Origin of the sequence: Brevibacterium sp. 1718 (assembly GCF_051131255.1) — a bacterium.
GTDB classification, from domain to species: Bacteria; Actinomycetota; Actinomycetes; order Actinomycetales; family Brevibacteriaceae; genus Brevibacterium; species Brevibacterium sediminis.
This window is the reverse complement of sequence record NZ_CP186550.1, coordinates 2,290,912-2,309,827: the sequence shown is the minus strand read 5'-3', so window position 1 is coordinate 2,309,827 and position 18,916 is coordinate 2,290,912. Positions and strand designations below refer to the sequence as shown.

Genomic DNA, 18,916 nt, shown 5'->3' with positions numbered 1-18,916 from the left:
CGAGCACGTGAACACTGGCAGCAATTGAGGCCCTCACAATGTGAGGGCCTCAATTTTTTACCGAACGTCGTCTGTCGAACGTTGTCAGTCGTTGAACGGCGGGGTGCCTGAGACGAGTCCGAGTTCGAGTGCTGTCTGGTTGAACTCCCACCGGGAGGAGACGAAGTCGTCGCTGAGGCGTTCGCCCCGGCTCTGAGCCTCGGTGTAGCCGCGCCAGCCGTCCTTGCGGGCATCGCCGGGACGGATCTCACGGGTGCCGGCATCATCGGGGGAGACCTGGGTCTCCTCCTTCACCCAGATCGACAGGCCCTCGGCTGCCCGATAGAGGTTCATGAACGCGGTGTGCGAGCGGGGGTTGTCGAAGCTGGCCTTCTTGAACTCGGCACAGAAGGTGGTGAGCGGCTCGAGTTCGTCGACGGCGACGGTGGCGAAGGTCGCATCGAGGCGCAGGGACTGGACGAGGCCCGACGAATCCGGGATGAGCTCGAGGATGCGGCGGGCGCGACGCTCATCGGGAAGCAACTCGACCTTGTCGTCCACCGGGGTCAGTCCGAGAGTGTCCATCCGACCACGCTCGACGCTGAGCTGCTGGCGCAGTGCGTCGATCTGCTGTTGGGCACGTCGCCATTCGCCGTGGAACATCAGCAGCGCGGCGATCACGCCGAGACACAGCACGAGCCCGATGATCCAGGCGGCAGAGTGCAGCCCGGGGATGGCGAAGGCGATGATGCCGAGCACGGTGAGCACCGCAAACGTCACGGCGGCCGGTGAGTTGGTGAGGAAATCAAGGAAACGCTTCACAATTCCAAGCCTACTGTTTCAACCTCCACATATCGTGCAACCGGGTGGCATATAGTGTGGTCGAAAACGCATGCCAATACCCAGGAGAGCTCGGTTTGAAGATTTCAGTCATCGGTTGCGGATATCTGGGCGCGGTCCATGCGGCGGCCATGGCGTCTCTGGGCCATGAGGTCACGGGAGTCGATGTCGACACGGAGAAGGTCGAGGCCCTGACCTCCGGTCGTCCGCCCTTCTACGAACCGGGACTGAGTGAACTCCTCGTGAAGGCTCAGGAGCGCGGAAAACTCGAATTCACCACCGAGATCTCCCGCGCCGCCGACGCCACCGTGCACTTCGTATGTGTAGGCACTCCGCAGAAGCCCGGTGAGTTCGCCGCCGATGTCACCTATGTCGATGCGGCCGTGGAATCCCTGCACCCGCACCTGACTGCGACGTCGGTGGTTGTGGGAAAGTCGACCGTTCCCGTGGGCACCGCCGAGCGTCTGGCCGGAATCATCGCCGACACCGGCGCCGCCATGATGTGGAACCCGGAATTCCTGCGCGAGGGCCATGCCGTCGAGGACACCCTCCACCCGAATCGTCTCGTGTACGGAGTCGCCGACGGTGAGCCGGGGCAGGCCGCGGCCGCAACTCTCGACGAGGTCTACGCCTCGATCCTCGCCGAAGACACGCCCCGGATGATCACCGACTTCGCGACCGCCGAGCTGGTCAAGACCGCGGCGAACTCGTTCCTCGCCACCAAGATCTCATTCATCAACGCCATGGCCGAACTCTGCGAAGCATCGGGAGCCGATGTCACCCAGCTCGCCGATGCGATCGGCATGGATGACCGGATCGGCCGCAAGTTCCTCAACGCCGGGCTCGGATTCGGCGGCGGATGCCTGCCCAAGGACATCCGCGCCTTCATGGCCAGGGCCGGGGAGCTCGGCGCCGATCAGGCGGTGGCGTTCCTCAAGGAGATCGACTCGATCAACATGCGCCGTCGTGTGCGGATGGTCGACATCGCCCGCGACGCCCTGGGCGGGTCGTTCATCGGCAAGAAGATCACCATCCTCGGCGCCGCGTTCAAGCCCGACAGCGATGACGTCCGTGACTCTCCGGCCCTGGCCGTGGCCAGGCTCATCGCCACCCAGGGCGGGCTGGTCACCGTCACCGATCCGCAGGCGATCGGGAATGCGCAGAAGTCGTTCCCCGAACTCGACTACGTCGCCGACACCGCCGAGGCGATCACCGGGGCGCAAGCCGTGCTGCTGCTGACGGAATGGCGCGAATACCGCGACCTCGACCCGGCGGCGACCGCCGAGCTCGTCAGTGGGAAAGTGCTCGTCGACGGCCGCAATGTGCTCACTCCCGAACTGTGGCGGGCAGCGGGCTGGACCTACCGAGCCCTGGGCCGTCCATGAGAATCGGGCTGGTCACCGACTCCACGGCGCAGCTCTCCGCGGACGAACGCGAAGCGCTCAGCGAGGCCACCGGCGGTCTCTTCGCCGTGGTGCCGCTGACCGTGCTCATCGGCGGAGTCGCCTTCGCCGACGGTGAGGTCGATGCCGGGCATCTGTGCGCGAAGATGACCGACGGAGTCGAGGTCACCACGTCCATGGCCACCCCGGCCCAGTTCTCCGACGCCTATGCACGGTTGCACGAGGACGGCGCGGAAGCCATCATCGTCGTGACCATGTCCGCGGAGCTCTCGGGCACCCGCGATTCCGCGGTCAAGGCCGCCGAAGCCGAGGACATCCTCGTCGATGTCGTCGACTCGAGGACCACCTCGGCGGGACTGGCCGGGGCACTGTCTGTAGCCGTGGCCGGGATCCGGCAGGGACTCGACGTCGAATCGATCGCCGGAACCATCGCCGACTGGTGCGCGGCCGAGACCCGTTCCGTGTTCGCCCCCGGCAGCCTCGAACACCTGCGCCGAGGCGGCCGGATCGGCGCCGCGTCCTCCTTGCTCGGCCGGGCCCTGCAGATCGTCCCCGTGCTCGGTCTCAGCGCTGGAGTCGTCGTTCCGCTGGCCCGGGTGCGCACTCGCACCAAAGCCCTGGAGAAGATCGTCGCCTTGGCCGCGCAGGCCGCTGCGGAGGTGGCCGATCCCGAGGACACCGTGCACGTCGAGGTCCAGAACGCCGAAGGGGAGATGGACACAGCGGATGCCGAGCTGTTGAGCTCACGGCTGCGCGAGCTCGGATTCGACTCGTCGTTCAGGACGCTGTCGACGATCATCACCGCGCATGTCGGCCCCGGTACGGTCGGTGTGACCGTGCAGACCACACCCTGACTCACACATTCCTGCCTGGGGATGCTCGGGTGACTTGATCACCTCTGCCCTGTGGACGCAGATGCTCTGTCCACAGGCGACGCTTCTGCCCTGGCCGCTGCGTACCGGCGCTTCCTAACCTCGGACCATGGCTGTGTCTCCGGATGATCGTTTCGCCGGCCTCCTGGGCGCCAGTGCCGAGCGCGGCGGTTGGGTGCCGGGCGACGTCTATACCGCCGACACCGCCGGTGAGGAAGAACCCGTCGAGCCCCGTCGCGTGCGTCTGCCCGTGCTGGCAGCTCTCGGCATCGCCACGGTCGGAATCCTCGTTCTCGCCTTCTTCCTCTTCCGTCCCGCTGCACAGCATTCGCCCGTGGGCGGCGGTGACGATCCCGGCCAAGGCGCAGGAGCCGGTCAGTCGCCTGCCGCGACCGGCGAGGGAGGTGAAACAGGAGAAGCCGGTGAGGGATCGGCGGGATCAGCCGCAGGACAGGAAGGAGCCGCCTCGGCGAAGTCGGCGAATGCGAACGGCGAGGTGACCGTCCATATCACCGGGGCGGTCAACGACCCCTCCGTGGTCACGCTGAAGGCAGGTGCGCGGGTCCAAGACGCCGTCGAAGCCGCTGGAGGACTGAGCGCCGGAGCCGACGGTGAAGCGGTGAATCTGGCGCGCGTGCTCGCCGACGGTGAGCAGATCCACATCCCGACAGAAGGCGAAGAACCGGCAGCCGGAGTCGATGGTGCCGATGCGAACGGGACCGGGGCGAACGGGACCGGTCAGGACGGAACCGGTTCGTCTGGAAGTGGGGGAGGGGGCGCGGGAGGAGGCGGTTCGCCGGGATCCGCGGATTCATCTGCAGCCGCGAGCGGCGGGGCACCCGGTCAGGCGGGGAAGGTCGACCTCAACACCGCCGATGCCACCACCTTGGAGACGCTGCCCGGGGTCGGACCCGTCACAGCCGAGGCGATCATCAGCCACCGCACCCAGCAGCCGTTCGCGAGCGTCGATGATCTGCTGCTCGTCAAAGGCATCGGGCCGAAGACCTTCGAAAGCCTCAAAGACCTTGTCACCGTCGGCTGACCCGGGCCCCGCAGCCGCGCACACACAGCTGCGAACGAGGCGATCCTGGCAGCAGGCGTGGGAGCGCAGACTGATTGCCCTGCGACATGTGTGCGCGGCTGCGGTTGCCTGGGTGCGGGAGCGGGCGGCGCTGTGGCCGGGCTCCGTCCGCCTCCTCTGCTGTGCAGCCGGCCTCTGGGCCAGCGCACTCCTGTCACCGGAGCCATGGGTGCTCTTCGGCGTTCCCGTGCTCGGACTCCTCGGGATCGTGATCCTGCGACGGCACCACCACCTCGGTGTCGGTGCTCTCGTCTTCACCTGTCTGCTGACGATCCAGATCACCGCCCTGGCCGCCGCCCACGGACCGGATGATGAGGCCGAGACCACGGGGCTCGTCGTCGGCCACAGCGAACCCGGAGCGTCCGGCTGGACGCGACTGACGCTGCTCACCACCACCGGATTCACTCACGTGCTCAGTCCCGAAATCGCTGCCGACGGAACGACCGTGCGGATGCGCACTCAGCGCCTCGACGATATCCGCTCGACCGATACGGAACCACAGGTGCTCGAAGCACCGAACCGACTGTGGCAGTGGCGTGAGCGGCTGCGCACCGAACTCCGCGTCGATTCTCTCGCCGCCGGCAACGACGGAGGACGGCTGCTGCCCGGACTCGTCGTCGGTGACACCTCGCCCCAGGACGACCGGATGATCGACGATATGCGGGTCGTCTCCCTCACCCACGTCTCGGCCGTGTCGGGCAGCAACGTCACGATCGTCAGCCTCGGTGCCGGACTGCTCGCCGGAGCCTGCCGAGCCGGTCCACGGCTGCGCGTGAGCATCGGAGTGCTCACCTGCCTCGGCTACGTCTTCATCGTCGGATTCGAACCCAGCGCCATCCGGGCCGCCGGAATGGCGATTGCGGCGGCACTCGTGTTTCTGCGCGGCGGTGGGATCTCCCCGGTCGCGGTCATGTGCTCGACCGCGAGCCTGCTGCTCGCCTTCGTGCCGGTGTTGGCCACCTCGGTGGGGTTCGTCCTGTCCGTGGTCTCCACCGCCGCGATCATGTTCGTCGTCCCGATCCTGCTGCGCCGTCTCGCCGTGCACCTGCTGCTGCTGCCCACGGTGCTCGTGACCGCGCTCATCGTGCCCTTCGTCGCCCAGCTCGCGTGCACCCCGGTGCTCGTGGCGATCGACCCGCGCATCGGACTGTGGTCGGTGGCTGCCAACGCCGCGGCCGCACCGGCGGTCATGCCGGCGACGGTGGCGGGCTTCCTCAGCCTCGTGGCCACCGGCATCGCGACGACAGGGCTGCCCGGAGCCGACTTCGCCTCTGCCCTGCTGGCGTGGATCGGGTCCTTCCCGGCCTGGTGGATCGTCCTCGTCGCCCGAGTCTGCGCCGCACTGCCGGGAGCGGCACTGGACTGGCCGGTGCCGCCGCTCGGAACGCTGCTGGCGCTCGGGCTGCTCGGCCTCGCCGTGACCGGTACGTGGATGCTGGTACGTCGTCGCCTCTGGGGCCTGCCCGTCCTCGTCCTGTGCTGCCTGCTCACAGCCGCCGTCATCGTCACGGTGAAGACGAAGCCGCCTGCAGCGGACTGGCTGGTGCTCGTCTGCGATGTCGGTCAGGGTTCGGCTGCCATCATCAACCTCGGTCATGGTCGGGGTCTCGTCGTCGACACGGGGCGTGAGCCGAAACCCATCGACACCTGCCTCGACGAATCCGGGATCGAGGAATTCGATCTGCTCATCTCCCATTTCGACGCCGACCATTTCGCCGGCTATGCGGGCACGACGTGGGGGCGCACGGTCGATCGGCTGTTCGTCTCCGCGAACGTCGCGACCTCGCCCGAAGTCAGGCGCGTGATCGCTGACACCGATGCCGAGCTGGTTCCCACTCACCGCGGCCGGACGCTGAGCTTCGAGGCAGCGAGCCTGGAGGTGCTGTGGCCGCCCCTGCGCTCGGTACCTGCGGCAGAGGACGAGGAGCTGCGCAACGAAGACTCCCTGGTGGTGCGGGTCGAACAGGAGGGTCTGAGCACTCTGCTGCCCGGCGACGTCGGAGCCGAGGAGCAGTATGTGCTCGCCCAGCAGGTGCGGCCGGTGGATGTGCTCGTCGCACCGCACCATGGTTCCTCCGATCTGGCTCCCGAGTTCTTCGCGGCCGCGGCTCCCGGCCTCGGCGTCGTCTCGGTGGGGGAGAACAGCTACGGGCATCCGAGTGAGAAGTCACTGCGCTCCTTCGGCCCCGTGCCCGTGCTGCGAACCGATCACTGCGGTTCGGTTGCGCTCTACGCCCAGAGTCGATTCAGCACCGGCCACAGCTGTCCCTAGGACAAGGGGTGAGAAGGCGGGTGTCGGTCCGACTTGCCGGTCATGTCTGGCAGCCGCGATAGGCTGGGGTCCATGGCAGTGAAGAAGACCCTGATCCCGTGGAGCTCGGCGAAACCGGCACCTGTCGTCATGATCTCCGGTGGCGAATCGGTGCTTGTGCGCATGGCCAAGGACCGCATCGTATCGGCCGCACGGAAACAGGATCCCGAAGAGATCGAATTCGACGCAGCGGGATACCAGGCCGGCGAGTTGGCGATGGCGGCTTCACCGTCTCTGTTCTCGTCCTCGAAGCTCATCGTCGTCGATGCCGTCGAGAAGTGCTCGGAGGACTTCCTGGGTGACGCTTTGGCCTATTTGGACGCTCCGAACGATGACGCCGTCGTGGTGCTGCTGCACGCCGGCGGCAACCGGGGAGCGAAGCTCATCAAGAAACTCGACTCCGCCGGCTTCCCGCGAATCGACGCGGCGGTGCTGAAGAACGAAAGCGATCGGGCGAAGTTCGCGCAGACTCGGTTCAAGACCGCGAAGCGGCGCATCGACGAGGCTGGGATGGCCGCGCTCATGTCGGCGCTGGGCTCTGATCTCGCCGAACTCAATGCCGGAGTCGACCAGCTCATCGAAGACACCGAAGGCACGATCACCGCCGAGGTCGTCGACCAGTACTACGGCGGACGGGTCGAAGCCACCGGCTTCAAAGTCGCCGATGCGGCAGTCGCCGGAGACGCGAAGAACGCGCTCAGCCTGCTCAGGCATGCCCTGTCGACCGGGTCCGATCCGGTCCCGCTGGTAGCGGCAGTTGCGATGAAGCTGCGCGGTATGGCGAAGGTGCAGGGGTTCTCCGGCACCAGCGGCGAGCTGGCCTCCGAGCTGAAGATGGCTCCGTGGCAGGTCGACCGGGCCCGCCGGGAGGTGAGGCGGTGGAACGAGGTGGCGCTCGGCCAGTCGCTCATCGCCGCAGCCGAGGCCGATGCGGCAGTCAAGGGCGGTGGACGTGACCCCGTCTACGCCGTCGAATGGTTCGTCTCAGAAGTCGCCCGCCTAGCCCGCCTCCGCTAATTACTACCTGACGGCGGCCCAACAACCTCGCGCGAGGTTGCTGGGCCGCCGTCAGGTAGCAATAGGGGAAGAGAACGGGGTCCGAACCGTGTGGTTCGGACCCCGTGAAGCTATAGCCTCAGTCGTGCGCTCAGAGAGCGTTGATCTGCGTGGCCAGGCGCGACTTGCGGTTCGCAGCGTTGTTCTTGTGCAGAACACCCTTCGAAACAGCCTTGTCGAGCTTGCGGGCAGCCACAGCATAAGCCTGCTGTGCCTCTTCCTTGTTGCCGGCAGCAATGTTCTCGCGAACGACGCGGACGTACGACCGAACCTCGGACCGGACAGCCTTGTTGCGCTGACGAGCCTTCTCGTTGGTCTTGATCCGCTTGATCTGGGACTTGATATTAGCCAATTTCAACACTCTTTCGTGTTAGTGGTACATGGTCGTGAGGGCGCATCGAACCGACATGATCATCTCCGCGGGGAAACACATCGACGACATCGAATCCGACGGCGTCTTCACCCGACCTCGGCGAGACACACGCCTTGATGAAGACACAATTACCTATGATACAGGCTCTCGTCCCGGGCTGGAAATCCCTGCGCGCCCAGCAGCGCAGGGAAGATGCAGGCTTCGCTCGGTCGGTCTGCCGGGACTCAGCCGGAGATGTGCCCGGCCACCCGGTCGAAGACGTCGCGGGGCATGATCGCGCCTTCCCTGCGGATCGAATCGGGATCGAGCCGGATGATGCGATCGAGGCGGAGCTCCGAGGGCCGACCCTGCGAATCCCAATCCCCGGTGCCGATGTTCATCCACTTCGCGTGCCGGTCCTGCCGGACCTCGCCGACGCCGCCGGGGATGTGATCCTTGCTGGTGAGCATGAGCGCGAGCACCCATCGGCCGTCACGTCCGACGACGAGGGACGGTCGATCCTTGCCTTGCGAGTGGTCCTCCTCGAAGGGGACCCACCCCCAGACGACTTCGCCCGGATCGGCGTCGCCGTCGAGGTCGGGGGAGTAGCTGACCGTGATCGTGCCCGTGTAATCGCCGGGATATGCACCGGATCCGCCCTGGCCGTCCGAGTCGGAACGATCGGCAGAACCCGCCGAGGCGGCACCTCCACCGCCGGACCGTGCCGGATTCGGCCGGCGGGCCTCCGTTGGCTGCGATGCGCCTCCGGAGTTCTTCTTCGACTGCGATTGGCGCAGGTAGCGCAGCCCTTCGCGGACACCGATTCTCGCGGCTCGATTGACCAGTGATCTCCAATTCATATGTCCAGCCTAAACGAGCAGGCTGGCACAGGCTGCAAAGAACTGTGTGCCGACCCAGTCAAGCGAACGAGCCGACCCAGACGGGCAAACGAACCGTAATGATCGGGCGAACGAGCCGATCCGGACGGGCGAACGAGCCGTCACGGTCACGAGAATTCGAGGACCGCCTCGACGGGGAAATGGTCGGAAGGGTAATTCCCGTCGACCTCGAACGTGTCGATGCGCGTGGACAGTGTGCGCAGGCCCGGTGTTGTGAGGATCCAGTCGATGCGCGGCTCGCCTGCCTTCGGACCCTTGTAGCGGTGGAAGGTGCCGATGTCCTCACCGGGAACCTCGGCCGCGGTGTCGGTGAGGCCGAGCTCAGTACAGAAGAAGTCGTAGACCGGGGAGCCGGTGGCGACGTTGAAGTCGCCGGTGACCACGCAGGGATGGGCCGCCTCGGCGATGGTCTCAGCCATGATCCGACCGGACTCGAGACGGGCGCGCTCGGACTTGTGATCGAGGTGGGTGTTGAGCACACGCAGACGCCGGTCGGATTCGAAGTCGCGGACATCGACCGTCGTCAGGGTGCGCGCATGCGAGACTCCCCACGATTCCGAGGCCACGGTGTCGGGCTGTTCGGACAGCCAGCTGATGTCCACGGCTTCCACATCGAAGCGCTTCGAATCGAGGATCACGGCTGTGAACTCGCCGGAGTTGCCGCCGGAGTGGCCCTCTCCGAGCCAGATGTACTCCTCGGGCAGCAGGCTGATGAGCGTCTCGAGCTGGTCGAGTTCGCCCTCCTGGGTGCCGATGAGGTGCGGACGTGCACGCCGGATGAGATCGGCGGCGATGGGCAGCCGCTCGGCCACCGGATGACCGTCCATCGCGGGATAGCGGAGGTTGAAGCTCATGACCCGGAATTCGCTCATGAGACCATCTTCCCCGATCGGCACCGTTCGGCGGGGGCGAATCGCGAAAGATCCGGACGATCACGACGTGCACGCCCGTGGATTCCAGGTCCGCGCGCAAGTCATGAAACAATGGGGGATCCGGTCTGTCTGGGGACCTGGTCTGTCAAAGAAAGGGCGTTCATGTCACCTCAGGTGAATAAGGAAGCTGCAAAGCGGATCTCACCGTCTGCCACCTCACCCGAGCTGATTCGCAATTTCTGCATCATCGCTCATATCGACCATGGCAAATCGACCCTGGCCGACCGCATGCTCCAGATGACCGGCGTCGTCGAGAACCGCGATATGCGTGCCCAGTACCTCGACCGGATGGACATCGAACGCGAACGCGGAATCACCATCAAATCCCAGGCTGTCCGCATGCCGTGGGAGCACGAGGACACCCCGTACGCGCTCAACATGATCGACACTCCCGGGCACGTCGACTTCAGCTACGAGGTCTCGCGGTCCCTGGCCGCCTGCGAGGGCGCCCTGCTGCTCGTCGACTCCGCTCAAGGCATCGAAGCCCAGACGTTGGCCAACCTGTACCTGGCCATGGAGAACGATCTGACGATCATCCCCGTGCTCAACAAGATCGACCTGCCGGCTGCACAGCCGGAGAAGTACGCGGAAGAGCTCGCCAACCTCATCGGCTGCGAACCCGAGGACTGCCTGCTCGTGTCCGGCAAGACGGGCGAAGGCGTCGAGGAGGTCCTCGACCGCATCATCACCGATATCCCAGCGCCCGTCGGCGATGCCGATGCCCCGGCCCGCGCGATGATCTTCGACTCCGTCTACGACACCTACCGCGGTGTGGTCACATATGTCCGCGTCATCGACGGCTCTCTGTCCCCACGCGAGAAGATCGAGATGATGTCGACCGGAACCACCCATGAGCTGCTGGAGATCGGCGCTTCCATGCCTGAGCCCAAGGCGACGAAGGGACTGGGAGTCGGCGAGGTCGGCTACCTCATCACCGGTGTCAAGGATGTGCGCCTGTCGAAGGTCGGTGACACCGTCACCGCCGCTGCGGGTCCCGCGACAGAGGCCCTCGGCGGCTATCGCGAACCCAAGCCGATGGTGTTCTCCGGACTCTTCCCGATCGATGGGTCCGACTACCCGGTGCTGCGCGACGCGCTGGACAAACTCAAACTCAACGACGCCTCTCTCGCCTACGAACCCGAGACCTCGACGGCGCTGGGCTTCGGCTTCCGCTGCGGATTCCTCGGTCTCCTCCACCTCGAAGTCCTGCGCGACCGCCTGGAACGGGAGTTCGATCTCGACCTCATCTCCACCGCCCCGTCCGTGATCTACGACGTGACCATGGAAGACGGTTCGGAGACCGTGGTGACGAACCCGAGCGAGTACCCGACGGGCAAGATCAAGGAAGTCCGGGAGCCGATGGTGCAGGCCACGATCCTCACCCCCAGCGACTACATCGGCGCGGTCATGGAACTGTGCCAGGATCGCCGCGGCAAACTCCAGGGCATGGACTATCTGTCCTCGGACCGTGTGGAGATCCGCTATCGCCTGCCGCTGGCGGAGATCGTCTTCGACTTCTTCGACCAGCTGAAGTCCCGGACGAAGGGCTACGCCTCCCTCGACTACTCCGACGACGGTCAGGACGCTTCCGACCTCGTCAAGGTCGACATCCTGCTGCACGGCGACCAGGTCGATGCGTTCTCCGCGATCGTCCACCGCGACAACGCCTACTCCTACGGTGTGGCGATGGCCGGGAAGCTGCGCAAGCTCATCCCGCGTCAGCAGTTCGAGGTGCCCATCCAGGCGGCCATCGGCTCACGCATCATCGCCCGCGAAACGATCCGCGCCATCCGCAAGGACGTCCTTTCGAAGTGCTACGGCGGCGACATCAGCCGTAAGCGCAAACTGCTCGAGAAGCAGAAAGAAGGCAAGAAGCGGATGAAGATGGTCGGCACCGTCGAGGTTCCGCAGGAAGCGTTCATCGCGGCCCTGTCCTCCGATGAGCCGGAGACGAAGGACAGCAAGAAGTAAGTGCCCGCACAACCGACCGGTGAGGTCCCTCCGCGCGACGGTTCGCTGCCGACATCGGTGGGGATCGGGGCCGCCGAGCGGGGGCTGAGCCTCTACATCCACGTCCCGTACTGCCGGGTCCGCTGCGGCTACTGCGACTTCAACACCTACACCGCCGACGACCTCGGCCCGGGCGCGTCCCGCGAGGACTACCGCAGCAATCTCGCCCGTGAGCTCGATCTGTCCGTGTCCACCCTCGCCGAGGCGGGGGCCGGCGACCGTGAGGTCTCGACGATCTTCTTCGGCGGGGGCACCCCGACCTTGCTCGCAGCGGATGTGCTCGCCGGGGTGATGGACGATGTCCGTGCCCGCTTCCGCCTGGCCGGGAATGTCGAAGTCACCACCGAAGCCAACCCCGACACCTTGGACCCCGCCTACATCGCGACCCTGGCCGGAGCCGGTTTCAACCGCATCTCCATGGGCATGCAGTCGGCCGTGCCGCACGTGCTCGCGACCTTGGACCGCACCCACGATCCGGAGAAGATCCCCGAGGTGGCCCGCTGGGTCAAGGACGCCGACCTCGAGCTCAGCCTCGACCTCATCTACGGCACCCCGGGGGAGTCGATCGACGATTGGCGTCGCTCTCTCGACGTGGCCCTGTCCAACGAGGTCGATCACATCTCGGCATATTCCCTCATCGTCGAACCGGGAACGAAGATGGGCGCGATGGTTCGCCGTGGCGAACTACCGATGCCTGATGAGGATGACCTGGCCGACAAGTACGAGATCGCCGACGCAGCGATCTCCGCTGCTGGTCTGCACTGGTACGAAGTGAGCAATTGGTCGACCGGTCTCGAGACCCGCTGTGAGCACAATATGGCCTATTGGCGCAATGCCGACTGGTGGGGATTCGGGCCCGGGGCCCACTCACACGTCGGAGGTGTGCGGTTCTGGAATGCCAAACACCCCCGTGCCTGGGCCGATCGGCTGTTGGCGGGGGAGTCCCCGGCGATCGGTCGTGAGGTCCTCGACGTTCAGACTCGGGAGATCGAACGGATCATGCTGGCGGCCAGGATCGACCGCGAGCTGCGTCTCGATTCTCTGGCCCCGGGCAGCGAACAGGCGATCAGGACTTTCGTCAGGCAGGGACTGCTCGACGCCGATGGTGCCGCGACCGGCTGGTTCCAGCCGACTCTGCAGGGACGACTCATGGCCGACTATATGGTGCGCATCCTCACCGAATACGTGTGAATGAGTCTCGCCCCGCCATTCGGGAACGAGTGGCGGGGCGAGCTGTTCAGCGAATCTGCCGGGGTGAGGCTCTCACTGGACGTCAGATCACTTGATCCAGTTCGGCGTCATCGGAATGCGGTAGCCTTCACCGCGGTTGGCTGCCATGCCGGCGATGATCTCGATGACGATCATGTAGATCGAGAGCACCGGCAGGAGCAGGAGGATGAGGAAGCCGATGCCGACGATCGTGAGGATTCCGCCGATCAGCCCGATGCCGAACGCCGCGATGACGCCGATGATCAGCAGATTCAGCGACTGTGCGCCATGATGGCGGAGGAACGGCGACTTGTCCTTGTTGATGATGAAGAGGATGAGCGTGACGATCCAGCCGACACCGACGACATAGGTGGCGGCGTGAGCGAGGTGCGACCACAGTGCGGTCGTCCGTTCACTCTGATCTGCATTCCAGAATCCGAGCGAATTCGGGCCGTAGGCCGCATCCGGCAGTTCGGCCCCCATGGGCACTCCTGCGGCAGCCGACTGCGCCGACGATGCTCCCTGGAATCCGTAACCGGGCTGAGGGTGTCCCTGCGGAGCGCTGTAGGGCTGCTGAGAACCGTACGGCTGCTGGGCGCCGCCTGCCTGCTGCGAACCGTAGCCCGGTTGGGAACCATACTGCTGCTGAGGGTTCTGCTGCTGAGATCCGGAGGCCGGATTCTGCGGCTGGGAGCCGTACCCGGGTTGGGGTTGCGAGCCATAGCCCGGCTGCGATCCCTGCTGAGGGGTCTGCGGCTGGGAGCCGTACTGGGCCGGACCGCTCTGCTGCGGCTGCGAACCCTGCTGTGGCTGCTGGGTGTACGGCTGCTGCGAGCCCGACTGCGGGGAATAGTTCGGAGGCATCGGCTGTGACTGTCCGTTGTTCGGCTGCTGCGGGTTGTCCGACATGAGAGTCCCTTCAGAGTGTGCGATCACTCCACACTAACCCAGAGAGTCCGGGCAGCCCCAGAGAATCCGGGGTGAGCGGGAATGGTCACTTCACGAAATTGATGGTGAGCGGGAACTTATACCCCTCACCCTTGTTCGCTGCGACGGCCGCGATGATGTAGAAGACGCAGTAGACGAGCGGAACGATGAGCGCCGCATACATGACGATGATGCCGATCCCGAAGGTCACCAGTGCCAGGATGAAACCGACGAAGCCGAAGACGAAGAGCGCACCGAAGGTGACGATCGTGTTCGTGATCATCGCGTTGAGACCCTGACGTGAGTGCTCGCGGACGAACGGCGATCCGTCCTTCTTCACAAGGAACATGATGAGCGGCATGAAGCCGAAGATGAGCGAGCCGAGGTGGGTCCACAATGCCGTGGTCCGGTCGGGTTCGTGGGCCATCCAGAACCGCTCGGAGCCGGGTCCGTAGGCCTGCTCAGGCAGGGAGCGGGAGTCGAACATCGCCGGGTTGTGCATCTGCGGCATACCGTATCCCGGCTGTGCGCCGTATCCCGGCTGGCGCCCGTAGTTCGGCTGAGCGCCGTACGCCTGCTGCGAACCATACCCCGACTGCCCACCGTAGCCCGGCTGACCGCTGTGCGTCTGCGGCTGCGAATACTGCTGGCCCTGCGGCGCGTAGGGCTGCTGCGAACCGGAGGCCTGGGAGTAGTTCGGCGGCATCGGTCGGCTGCCCGGCTGCTCGGGGTGGTACGACATGGGGATCCTTTCGAAGAGTGCTTGCCATTCACCCTAGCCGAGCCAGGTGTCCCGAGGATGTCGGGAAAGCCTCACTCCTGTGACAGATTCGGCACACGCCGACAGCTCCGCGTGACCATGACGCTCCACCGCGCCGCACCACCGACGACTCTCACCCGACGGTGACGAAGTCGATGAGCTCCTCGACGCGACCCGACAGCGTCGGTTCGACGTCGGCGATGGTGCTCACCTTCCCGAGGATGCGCACCCACCCGCGGGCAACATCCCGATGGTCGGCGTGCGGCCATCCGATGCGACGCAGTATTCCCGTCTTCCAATCCTCACCGCGGGGGACGACCGGCCATTCGCGGATGCCGACGACATGGGGTTTCACCGCCTGCCAGATATCGACGTACGGGTGACCGATGATGTGGACGACATCGCGGTAGCGCGGATCGGCACGGACCGCCTCGGCGATCTTCGATTCCTTCGTCCCACTCACCAGATGGTCGGCGAGGACACCGACTCGATGGTCCCGATCCGGACCGAAGGCCTCGAGCTTGTCGGCGACATCATCGAGACCGCCCAGGGGTTCGACGACGACGCCTTCGATGCGCAGATCATCGCCCCAGATCTTCTCGACGAGTTCGGCGTCGTGCTTGCCCTCGACCCAGATCCGCGACCCACGAGCCACCCGAGCCTTCGCTCCGACCACGGCGCGAGACCCCGAGGCCGTCCGTCCGGGCTGCTGCGCCTTCTTCTTCGGCAGCTGCACATCGACGGGCTGGCCCTCGAGGAGGAAGCCCGGCCCCAGGGGAAAGGCACGTACCTTGCCGACGCGATCTTCGAGCTTGACGACGACACCGGCCGTGGTCTTCTCAGCGCCGACGACAGCGCCGACATAGCCGCTCATCGCATCCTCGAGAACCATGCCCAGGCCGAGCTCGACCTGACGGGACTTCTTCGGGCGGTGCGACGACGGGGAGGAACCGGAGAGCACATCGGGACCATATCGATCAAAAGCATTCACGGGCACCCACCATAATCAAGGACGGTCCCGCAGGCGTGCAGACCCGCAGGCCACCCCTGAAATGAATTCCGGGAACGAGAGGCGTAGAATTGGCACTCAGACTCACAGAGTGCCAAGCGCAGGCACTGGACCGCGATGGATCGGCGAGACGGAGAGGAGATCCGCGATGAACGACAGCAGACGTGCACAGGTGCTGCGCGCCATCATCGAGGACTTCGTCGCCACCAACGAACCCGTGGGATCGAAGGCGATCGTCCAGCGCCACACCCTCGGCGTCTCTCCCGCCACGATCCGCAACGATATGGCCGCGCTCGAACAAGAGGGCTATATCGCCCAGCCCCACACCTCTGCCGGACGGATCCCCACCGACCTCGGCTACCGGATGTTCGTCGACCGGATCGACGAGTTCAAACCGCTGACCACCGCCGAGCGGCGCGCGATCTTCCAGCTCATCGACGGCGACGTCGATCTCGACGAGATGCTCGACCGCACCGTCCGCGTCCTCTCCGGCCTCACCCGACAGGTCGCGCTCATCCAATACCCGACGGTGTCGCGGGCGCGCATCAAGCACATCGAGATCGTCGGTCTCGGGCCCGGCCGGATCCTCGTCGTCCTCATCACCGATGCCGGCCAGGTCGAGCAGAAGACCGTGATCACCCCGAGCCCGCTCGACGAAGACGCCGTCCGCGGACTGCGCGATCAGATCAACGCCGAATTCGCCGGACGCACACTCGCGCAGGTCTTCGGATCGGCCCCCGCCGCCGAGGCGACCGCCACCGAATCGAGTGAGCCGACCGCTCGTGACGACTCCGGGCTCAAACAGGTCAGAGCCGCCGTCGTCGACCTCGTGGCCGCGACGCGTGAAGAGCGCATCATCATGGCCGGCACCGCGAACCTCGCCCGCTCCGGAAGCGAATTCGGAGAGAAGATGGCCCCGATCCTCGAAGCCTTCGAAGAACAGGTCGTCCTGCTCAGGCTGCTCACCTCGATGGCAGAAGACCCCGAGGAGATCAGCGTGCGCATCGGGCGTGAGAATACTCACGAATCATTCAGCTCGACTTCCGTCGTCGCCGCCGAATATGGTCATGACGCGGGTTCCTCGGCCAGACTGGCAGTGCTCGGCCCGACCCGAATGGACTATCCGACGACGATCTCGGCAGTCCGTGCCGTCGCCAAATACGTGTCCTCGATCCTCGATCGAGGGTAGGTCCCTTGACATCGACCAGGGGCACCCGCAGGCGGGCAGCGCATCACCGGTGAGCACCGCGCAAGGACGCAGCCACCACCACGAACAGAGAAGACCACTACGTCAGGGAGAGAGAAGTTTCTGTGGCCGATCACTATGAAACACTCGGAGTGTCCAAAGATGCTTCCGCGGCTGAGATCAAGTCGTCGTACCGGAAGCTGGCACGCAAGTACCACCCGGACGTCAATCCCGGTCACGAGGACGAATTCAAGGCCATCTCACTGGCCTACGATGTGCTCTCCGACCCGGAGAAGCGCCGCAACTACGATATGGGCGGCGGCGAGAACGGTCAGGGCTTCCCGGCCGGCGGCGGATTCGGCGGATTCGGCGACATCTTCGAGACCTTCTTCGGCGGCGGCGGCGGTCAGGCCGGGGGTCCGATCCCGCGCACCCAGCGCGGCAAGGATGCCCTCGTCGGAGTCAATATCGACCTGAAGACCGCGGCCTTCGGCGGCACCGTCGACCTCGATGTCACCACTGCAGTCGTCTGCGACACCTGTTCGGGCGCCGGCACGCAGGAAGGCACGAAGATCGAGACCTGCTCGCTGTGCCACGGAGCCGGCAGCGTCCAGCGCATGACCCGGACCCTGCTGGGTCAGATGGTCACGAACCAGACCTGCAACTCCTGCCACGGCTTCGGCACCGTCATCCCGAACCCCTGCCTCAACTGCCAGGGCGACGGACGAGTGCGCAAACAGCGGACCATGAAGATCCGGATCCCCGCCGGGGTCTCCGACGGCACCCGCATCCAGCTGAGCAGCCAGGGTGAAGTCGGCCCCGGAGGCGGACCCGCCGGTGACCTCTTCGTCGAGGTCATGGTCACCCGCCACGAGGTCTTCCAGCGCGACGGCGACAACCTCCGGGCCGCCGTCTCCGTGCCGATGACCGCAGCGACCCTGGGTGCGACCATCCCGTTCGAGACCTTCGACGGCACTCAGGACCTCACCATCGCCGCCGGCACCCAGTCCGGCACCATCGTCAAACTTCCCGGGCTCGGAGCCGCCCGCCTGCGTTCGGAGACCCGCGGCGACATGCTCATCACCGTCGACGTCCTCACCCCGGACAAACTCGACGACGAACAGCGTGAACTGCTCGAGAAACTCGCCGAACTGCGCGGCGAAGAGACACCGCGTGCCCAGATCTCGACCGAGAACCGCGGAATGTTCTCCCGCATGCGTGAGAGGTTCGCCGGTCGGTGAGTCTTCCCGTCTTCCGCTCCGCCACCGCCGCCGAGGCGGTCGTCGGGTCCGCCCTCACCTTCGGTGAGGACGTGGCCGGGCACGCGGTGCGGGTGCGTCGGATCGGTCCCGGCGAGGAAATCGACATCGTCGACGGGGAAGGCACACGTGCGCGCGGAACCGTCACGGCCGCCTCGGCGAATGAGCTGACGATCGATGTCACCGAGGTGACGGTCGAGGAGCGCACGGGCCCGCGCCTCGTCCTCGTCCAAGCCCTGGCCAAGGGCGACCGGGACCTGCAGGCCATCGAAACAGCCACGGAGATCGGCGTCGACGACGTCATTCCCTGGGCCGCTGAACGCTCGATCGCCGACTGGCCGGCCAAGAAGCGGGAGAAGATGGCCGCGAAATGGGATAACCTCCTCGGAGCGGCCTCCCTGCAGGCCAGACGAGCACGATTTCCCATCCTCCACGACCTCGTCCGCGGAGCCGCCCTGGCCAAGACCCTCGACGACGCCGATGCGGTCTTCGTCCTCCACGAGGCCGCTCAGCGCAGGCTCTCCGAAGCGCTGGACGACCTGATCGCGAACGACTTGGCACAGCCGCCGGAGCGCATCGTCTTCGTCGTCGGCCCCGAGGGCGGCATCAGCGACGGCGAACTCGCCGCCCTGACCGGCCGCGGAGCAACCCCGGTGCTGCTGGGACCGACGATCCTGCGCTCCTCATCGGCGGGACCCGCCGGCCTCGTCCTGGCCCAGAATTCATTGGGCCGTTGGTGAGGCATCGGACTAGGATGGAAGCACACTCAGGCGCTGCCGGTGACGGTGCGCTCACTTGCAAAGGAACATTCTGGACATCACCCCACCGAAC

Annotated in this window: 17 protein-coding genes; 10 read left to right on the top strand and 7 right to left on the bottom strand. The window is 65.7% G+C overall.

The window, feature by feature from the left end; all coding sequences use genetic code 11:
* Positions 1–84 precede the first annotated feature (84 nt).
* The gene (locus tag ACOZ9V_RS10430; RefSeq protein WP_139467381.1) at positions 85–801 is read right to left on the bottom strand and encodes a hypothetical protein; all 717 of its coding nucleotides are present in this window, start codon (positions 799–801) and stop codon (positions 85–87) included.
* 95 nt (positions 802–896) lie between these two features.
* Between ACOZ9V_RS10430 and ACOZ9V_RS10425 the strand changes: the two genes are divergently transcribed.
* The 5 genes from ACOZ9V_RS10425 to holA all read left to right on the top strand — a co-directional run bounded on the left by ACOZ9V_RS10425 (position 897) and on the right by holA (position 7,503).
* Entirely contained in the window at positions 897–2,204 is a 1,308-nt protein-coding gene (locus tag ACOZ9V_RS10425; RefSeq protein WP_139467380.1) for a UDP-glucose dehydrogenase family protein, read from the top strand.
* A complete protein-coding gene (locus ACOZ9V_RS10420; RefSeq protein ID WP_139467379.1) occupies positions 2,201–3,076 on the top strand; it encodes a DegV family protein in 876 nt (291 codons plus the stop codon). Before ACOZ9V_RS10425 ends, ACOZ9V_RS10420 begins: the two co-directional genes overlap by 4 nt.
* Before the next feature lie 127 nt (positions 3,077–3,203).
* Positions 3,204–4,136 carry a helix-hairpin-helix domain-containing protein gene (locus ACOZ9V_RS10415; protein WP_434589756.1) on the top strand — a complete coding sequence of 311 codons (933 nt, stop codon included), beginning with the start codon at positions 3,204–3,206 and terminating at the stop codon, positions 4,134–4,136.
* On the top strand, positions 4,120–6,447 hold the full coding sequence (locus ACOZ9V_RS10410; RefSeq protein ID WP_434589753.1) for a ComEC/Rec2 family competence protein: 2,328 nt from the start codon (positions 4,120–4,122) through the stop codon (positions 6,445–6,447). Before ACOZ9V_RS10415 ends, ACOZ9V_RS10410 begins: the two co-directional genes overlap by 17 nt.
* Before the next feature lie 72 nt (positions 6,448–6,519).
* Positions 6,520–7,503: a DNA polymerase III subunit delta gene (gene holA / locus ACOZ9V_RS10405; protein WP_172169784.1), complete on the top strand. Its 984-nt coding sequence runs from the start codon at positions 6,520–6,522 to the stop codon at positions 7,501–7,503.
* 130 nt (positions 7,504–7,633) lie between these two features.
* On the opposite strand, the gene rpsT is transcribed toward holA, so the two are convergent.
* The 3 genes from rpsT to ACOZ9V_RS10390 all read right to left on the bottom strand — a co-directional run bounded on the left by rpsT (position 7,634) and on the right by ACOZ9V_RS10390 (position 9,665).
* Positions 7,634–7,894 carry a 30S ribosomal protein S20 gene (gene rpsT / locus ACOZ9V_RS10400; RefSeq protein WP_139467376.1) on the bottom strand — a complete coding sequence of 87 codons (261 nt, stop codon included), beginning with the start codon at positions 7,892–7,894 and terminating at the stop codon, positions 7,634–7,636.
* 245 nt (positions 7,895–8,139) lie between these two features.
* Positions 8,140–8,754: a type II toxin-antitoxin system PemK/MazF family toxin gene (locus ACOZ9V_RS10395; protein WP_181270567.1), complete on the bottom strand. Its 615-nt coding sequence runs from the start codon at positions 8,752–8,754 to the stop codon at positions 8,140–8,142.
* Positions 8,755–8,900: 146 nt separating this feature from the next.
* On the bottom strand, positions 8,901–9,665 hold the full coding sequence (locus ACOZ9V_RS10390; protein ID WP_434589748.1) for an endonuclease/exonuclease/phosphatase family protein: 765 nt from the start codon (positions 9,663–9,665) through the stop codon (positions 8,901–8,903).
* Positions 9,666–9,827: 162 nt separating this feature from the next.
* Here ACOZ9V_RS10390 and lepA point away from each other — a divergent pair, with 162 nt between their 5' ends.
* A complete protein-coding gene (gene lepA, locus ACOZ9V_RS10385; protein ID WP_101547210.1) occupies positions 9,828–11,696 on the top strand; it encodes a translation elongation factor 4 in 1,869 nt (622 codons plus the stop codon).
* Positions 11,697–12,926, top strand: coding sequence for a radical SAM family heme chaperone HemW (hemW, locus tag ACOZ9V_RS10380; protein ID WP_434589744.1), 1,230 nt, complete (start codon positions 11,697–11,699; stop codon positions 12,924–12,926).
* A gap of 87 nt (positions 12,927–13,013) precedes the next feature.
* On the opposite strand, the gene ACOZ9V_RS10375 is transcribed toward hemW, so the two are convergent.
* The 3 genes from ACOZ9V_RS10375 to ACOZ9V_RS10365 all read right to left on the bottom strand — a co-directional run bounded on the left by ACOZ9V_RS10375 (position 13,014) and on the right by ACOZ9V_RS10365 (position 15,628).
* Positions 13,014–13,853 carry a DUF4870 domain-containing protein gene (locus tag ACOZ9V_RS10375; protein ID WP_434589741.1) on the bottom strand — a complete coding sequence of 280 codons (840 nt, stop codon included), beginning with the start codon at positions 13,851–13,853 and terminating at the stop codon, positions 13,014–13,016.
* An 85-nt stretch (positions 13,854–13,938) separates the two neighbouring features.
* Entirely contained in the window at positions 13,939–14,613 is a 675-nt protein-coding gene (locus ACOZ9V_RS10370) for a DUF4870 domain-containing protein (RefSeq protein ID WP_181270563.1), read from the bottom strand.
* Between the two features lie 151 nt (positions 14,614–14,764).
* The gene (locus ACOZ9V_RS10365; protein ID WP_139908139.1) at positions 14,765–15,628 is read right to left on the bottom strand and encodes a DUF3097 family protein; all 864 of its coding nucleotides are present in this window, start codon (positions 15,626–15,628) and stop codon (positions 14,765–14,767) included.
* Between the two features lie 160 nt (positions 15,629–15,788).
* Here ACOZ9V_RS10365 and hrcA point away from each other — a divergent pair, with 160 nt between their 5' ends.
* From hrcA to ACOZ9V_RS10350, 3 genes are all read left to right on the top strand, one after another.
* A complete protein-coding gene (gene hrcA / locus ACOZ9V_RS10360) occupies positions 15,789–16,829 on the top strand; it encodes a heat-inducible transcriptional repressor HrcA (protein WP_434589736.1) in 1,041 nt (346 codons plus the stop codon).
* 122 nt (positions 16,830–16,951) lie between these two features.
* Positions 16,952–18,067, top strand: a complete 1,116-nt coding sequence (gene dnaJ / locus ACOZ9V_RS10355; RefSeq protein ID WP_181270561.1) for a molecular chaperone DnaJ — start codon at positions 16,952–16,954, stop codon at positions 18,065–18,067.
* The gene (locus ACOZ9V_RS10350) at positions 18,064–18,825 is read left to right on the top strand and encodes a 16S rRNA (uracil(1498)-N(3))-methyltransferase (protein ID WP_434589733.1); all 762 of its coding nucleotides are present in this window, start codon (positions 18,064–18,066) and stop codon (positions 18,823–18,825) included. Before dnaJ ends, ACOZ9V_RS10350 begins: the two co-directional genes overlap by 4 nt.
* Positions 18,826–18,916 lie beyond the last annotated feature (91 nt).

Coding starts and splice junctions, on each gene's coding strand:
- ACOZ9V_RS10420 (WP_139467379.1), top strand. CDS start 2,201: ATGAGAATCGGGCTGGTCACCGACTCCACGGCGCAGCTCTCCGCGGAC.
- ACOZ9V_RS10415 (WP_434589756.1), top strand. CDS start 3,204: ATGGCTGTGTCTCCGGATGATCGTTTCGCCGGCCTCCTGGGCGCCAGT.
- holA (WP_172169784.1), top strand. CDS start 6,520: ATGGCAGTGAAGAAGACCCTGATCCCGTGGAGCTCGGCGAAACCGGCA.
- ACOZ9V_RS10395 (WP_181270567.1), bottom strand. CDS start 8,754: ATGAATTGGAGATCACTGGTCAATCGAGCCGCGAGAATCGGTGTCCGC.
- ACOZ9V_RS10390 (WP_434589748.1), bottom strand. CDS start 9,665: ATGAGCGAATTCCGGGTCATGAGCTTCAACCTCCGCTATCCCGCGATG.
- lepA (WP_101547210.1), top strand. CDS start 9,828: ATGTCACCTCAGGTGAATAAGGAAGCTGCAAAGCGGATCTCACCGTCT.
- ACOZ9V_RS10375 (WP_434589741.1), bottom strand. CDS start 13,853: ATGTCGGACAACCCGCAGCAGCCGAACAACGGACAGTCACAGCCGATG.
- ACOZ9V_RS10370 (WP_181270563.1), bottom strand. CDS start 14,613: ATGTCGTACCACCCCGAGCAGCCGGGCAGCCGACCGATGCCGCCGAAC.
- hrcA (WP_434589736.1), top strand. CDS start 15,789: ATGAACGACAGCAGACGTGCACAGGTGCTGCGCGCCATCATCGAGGAC.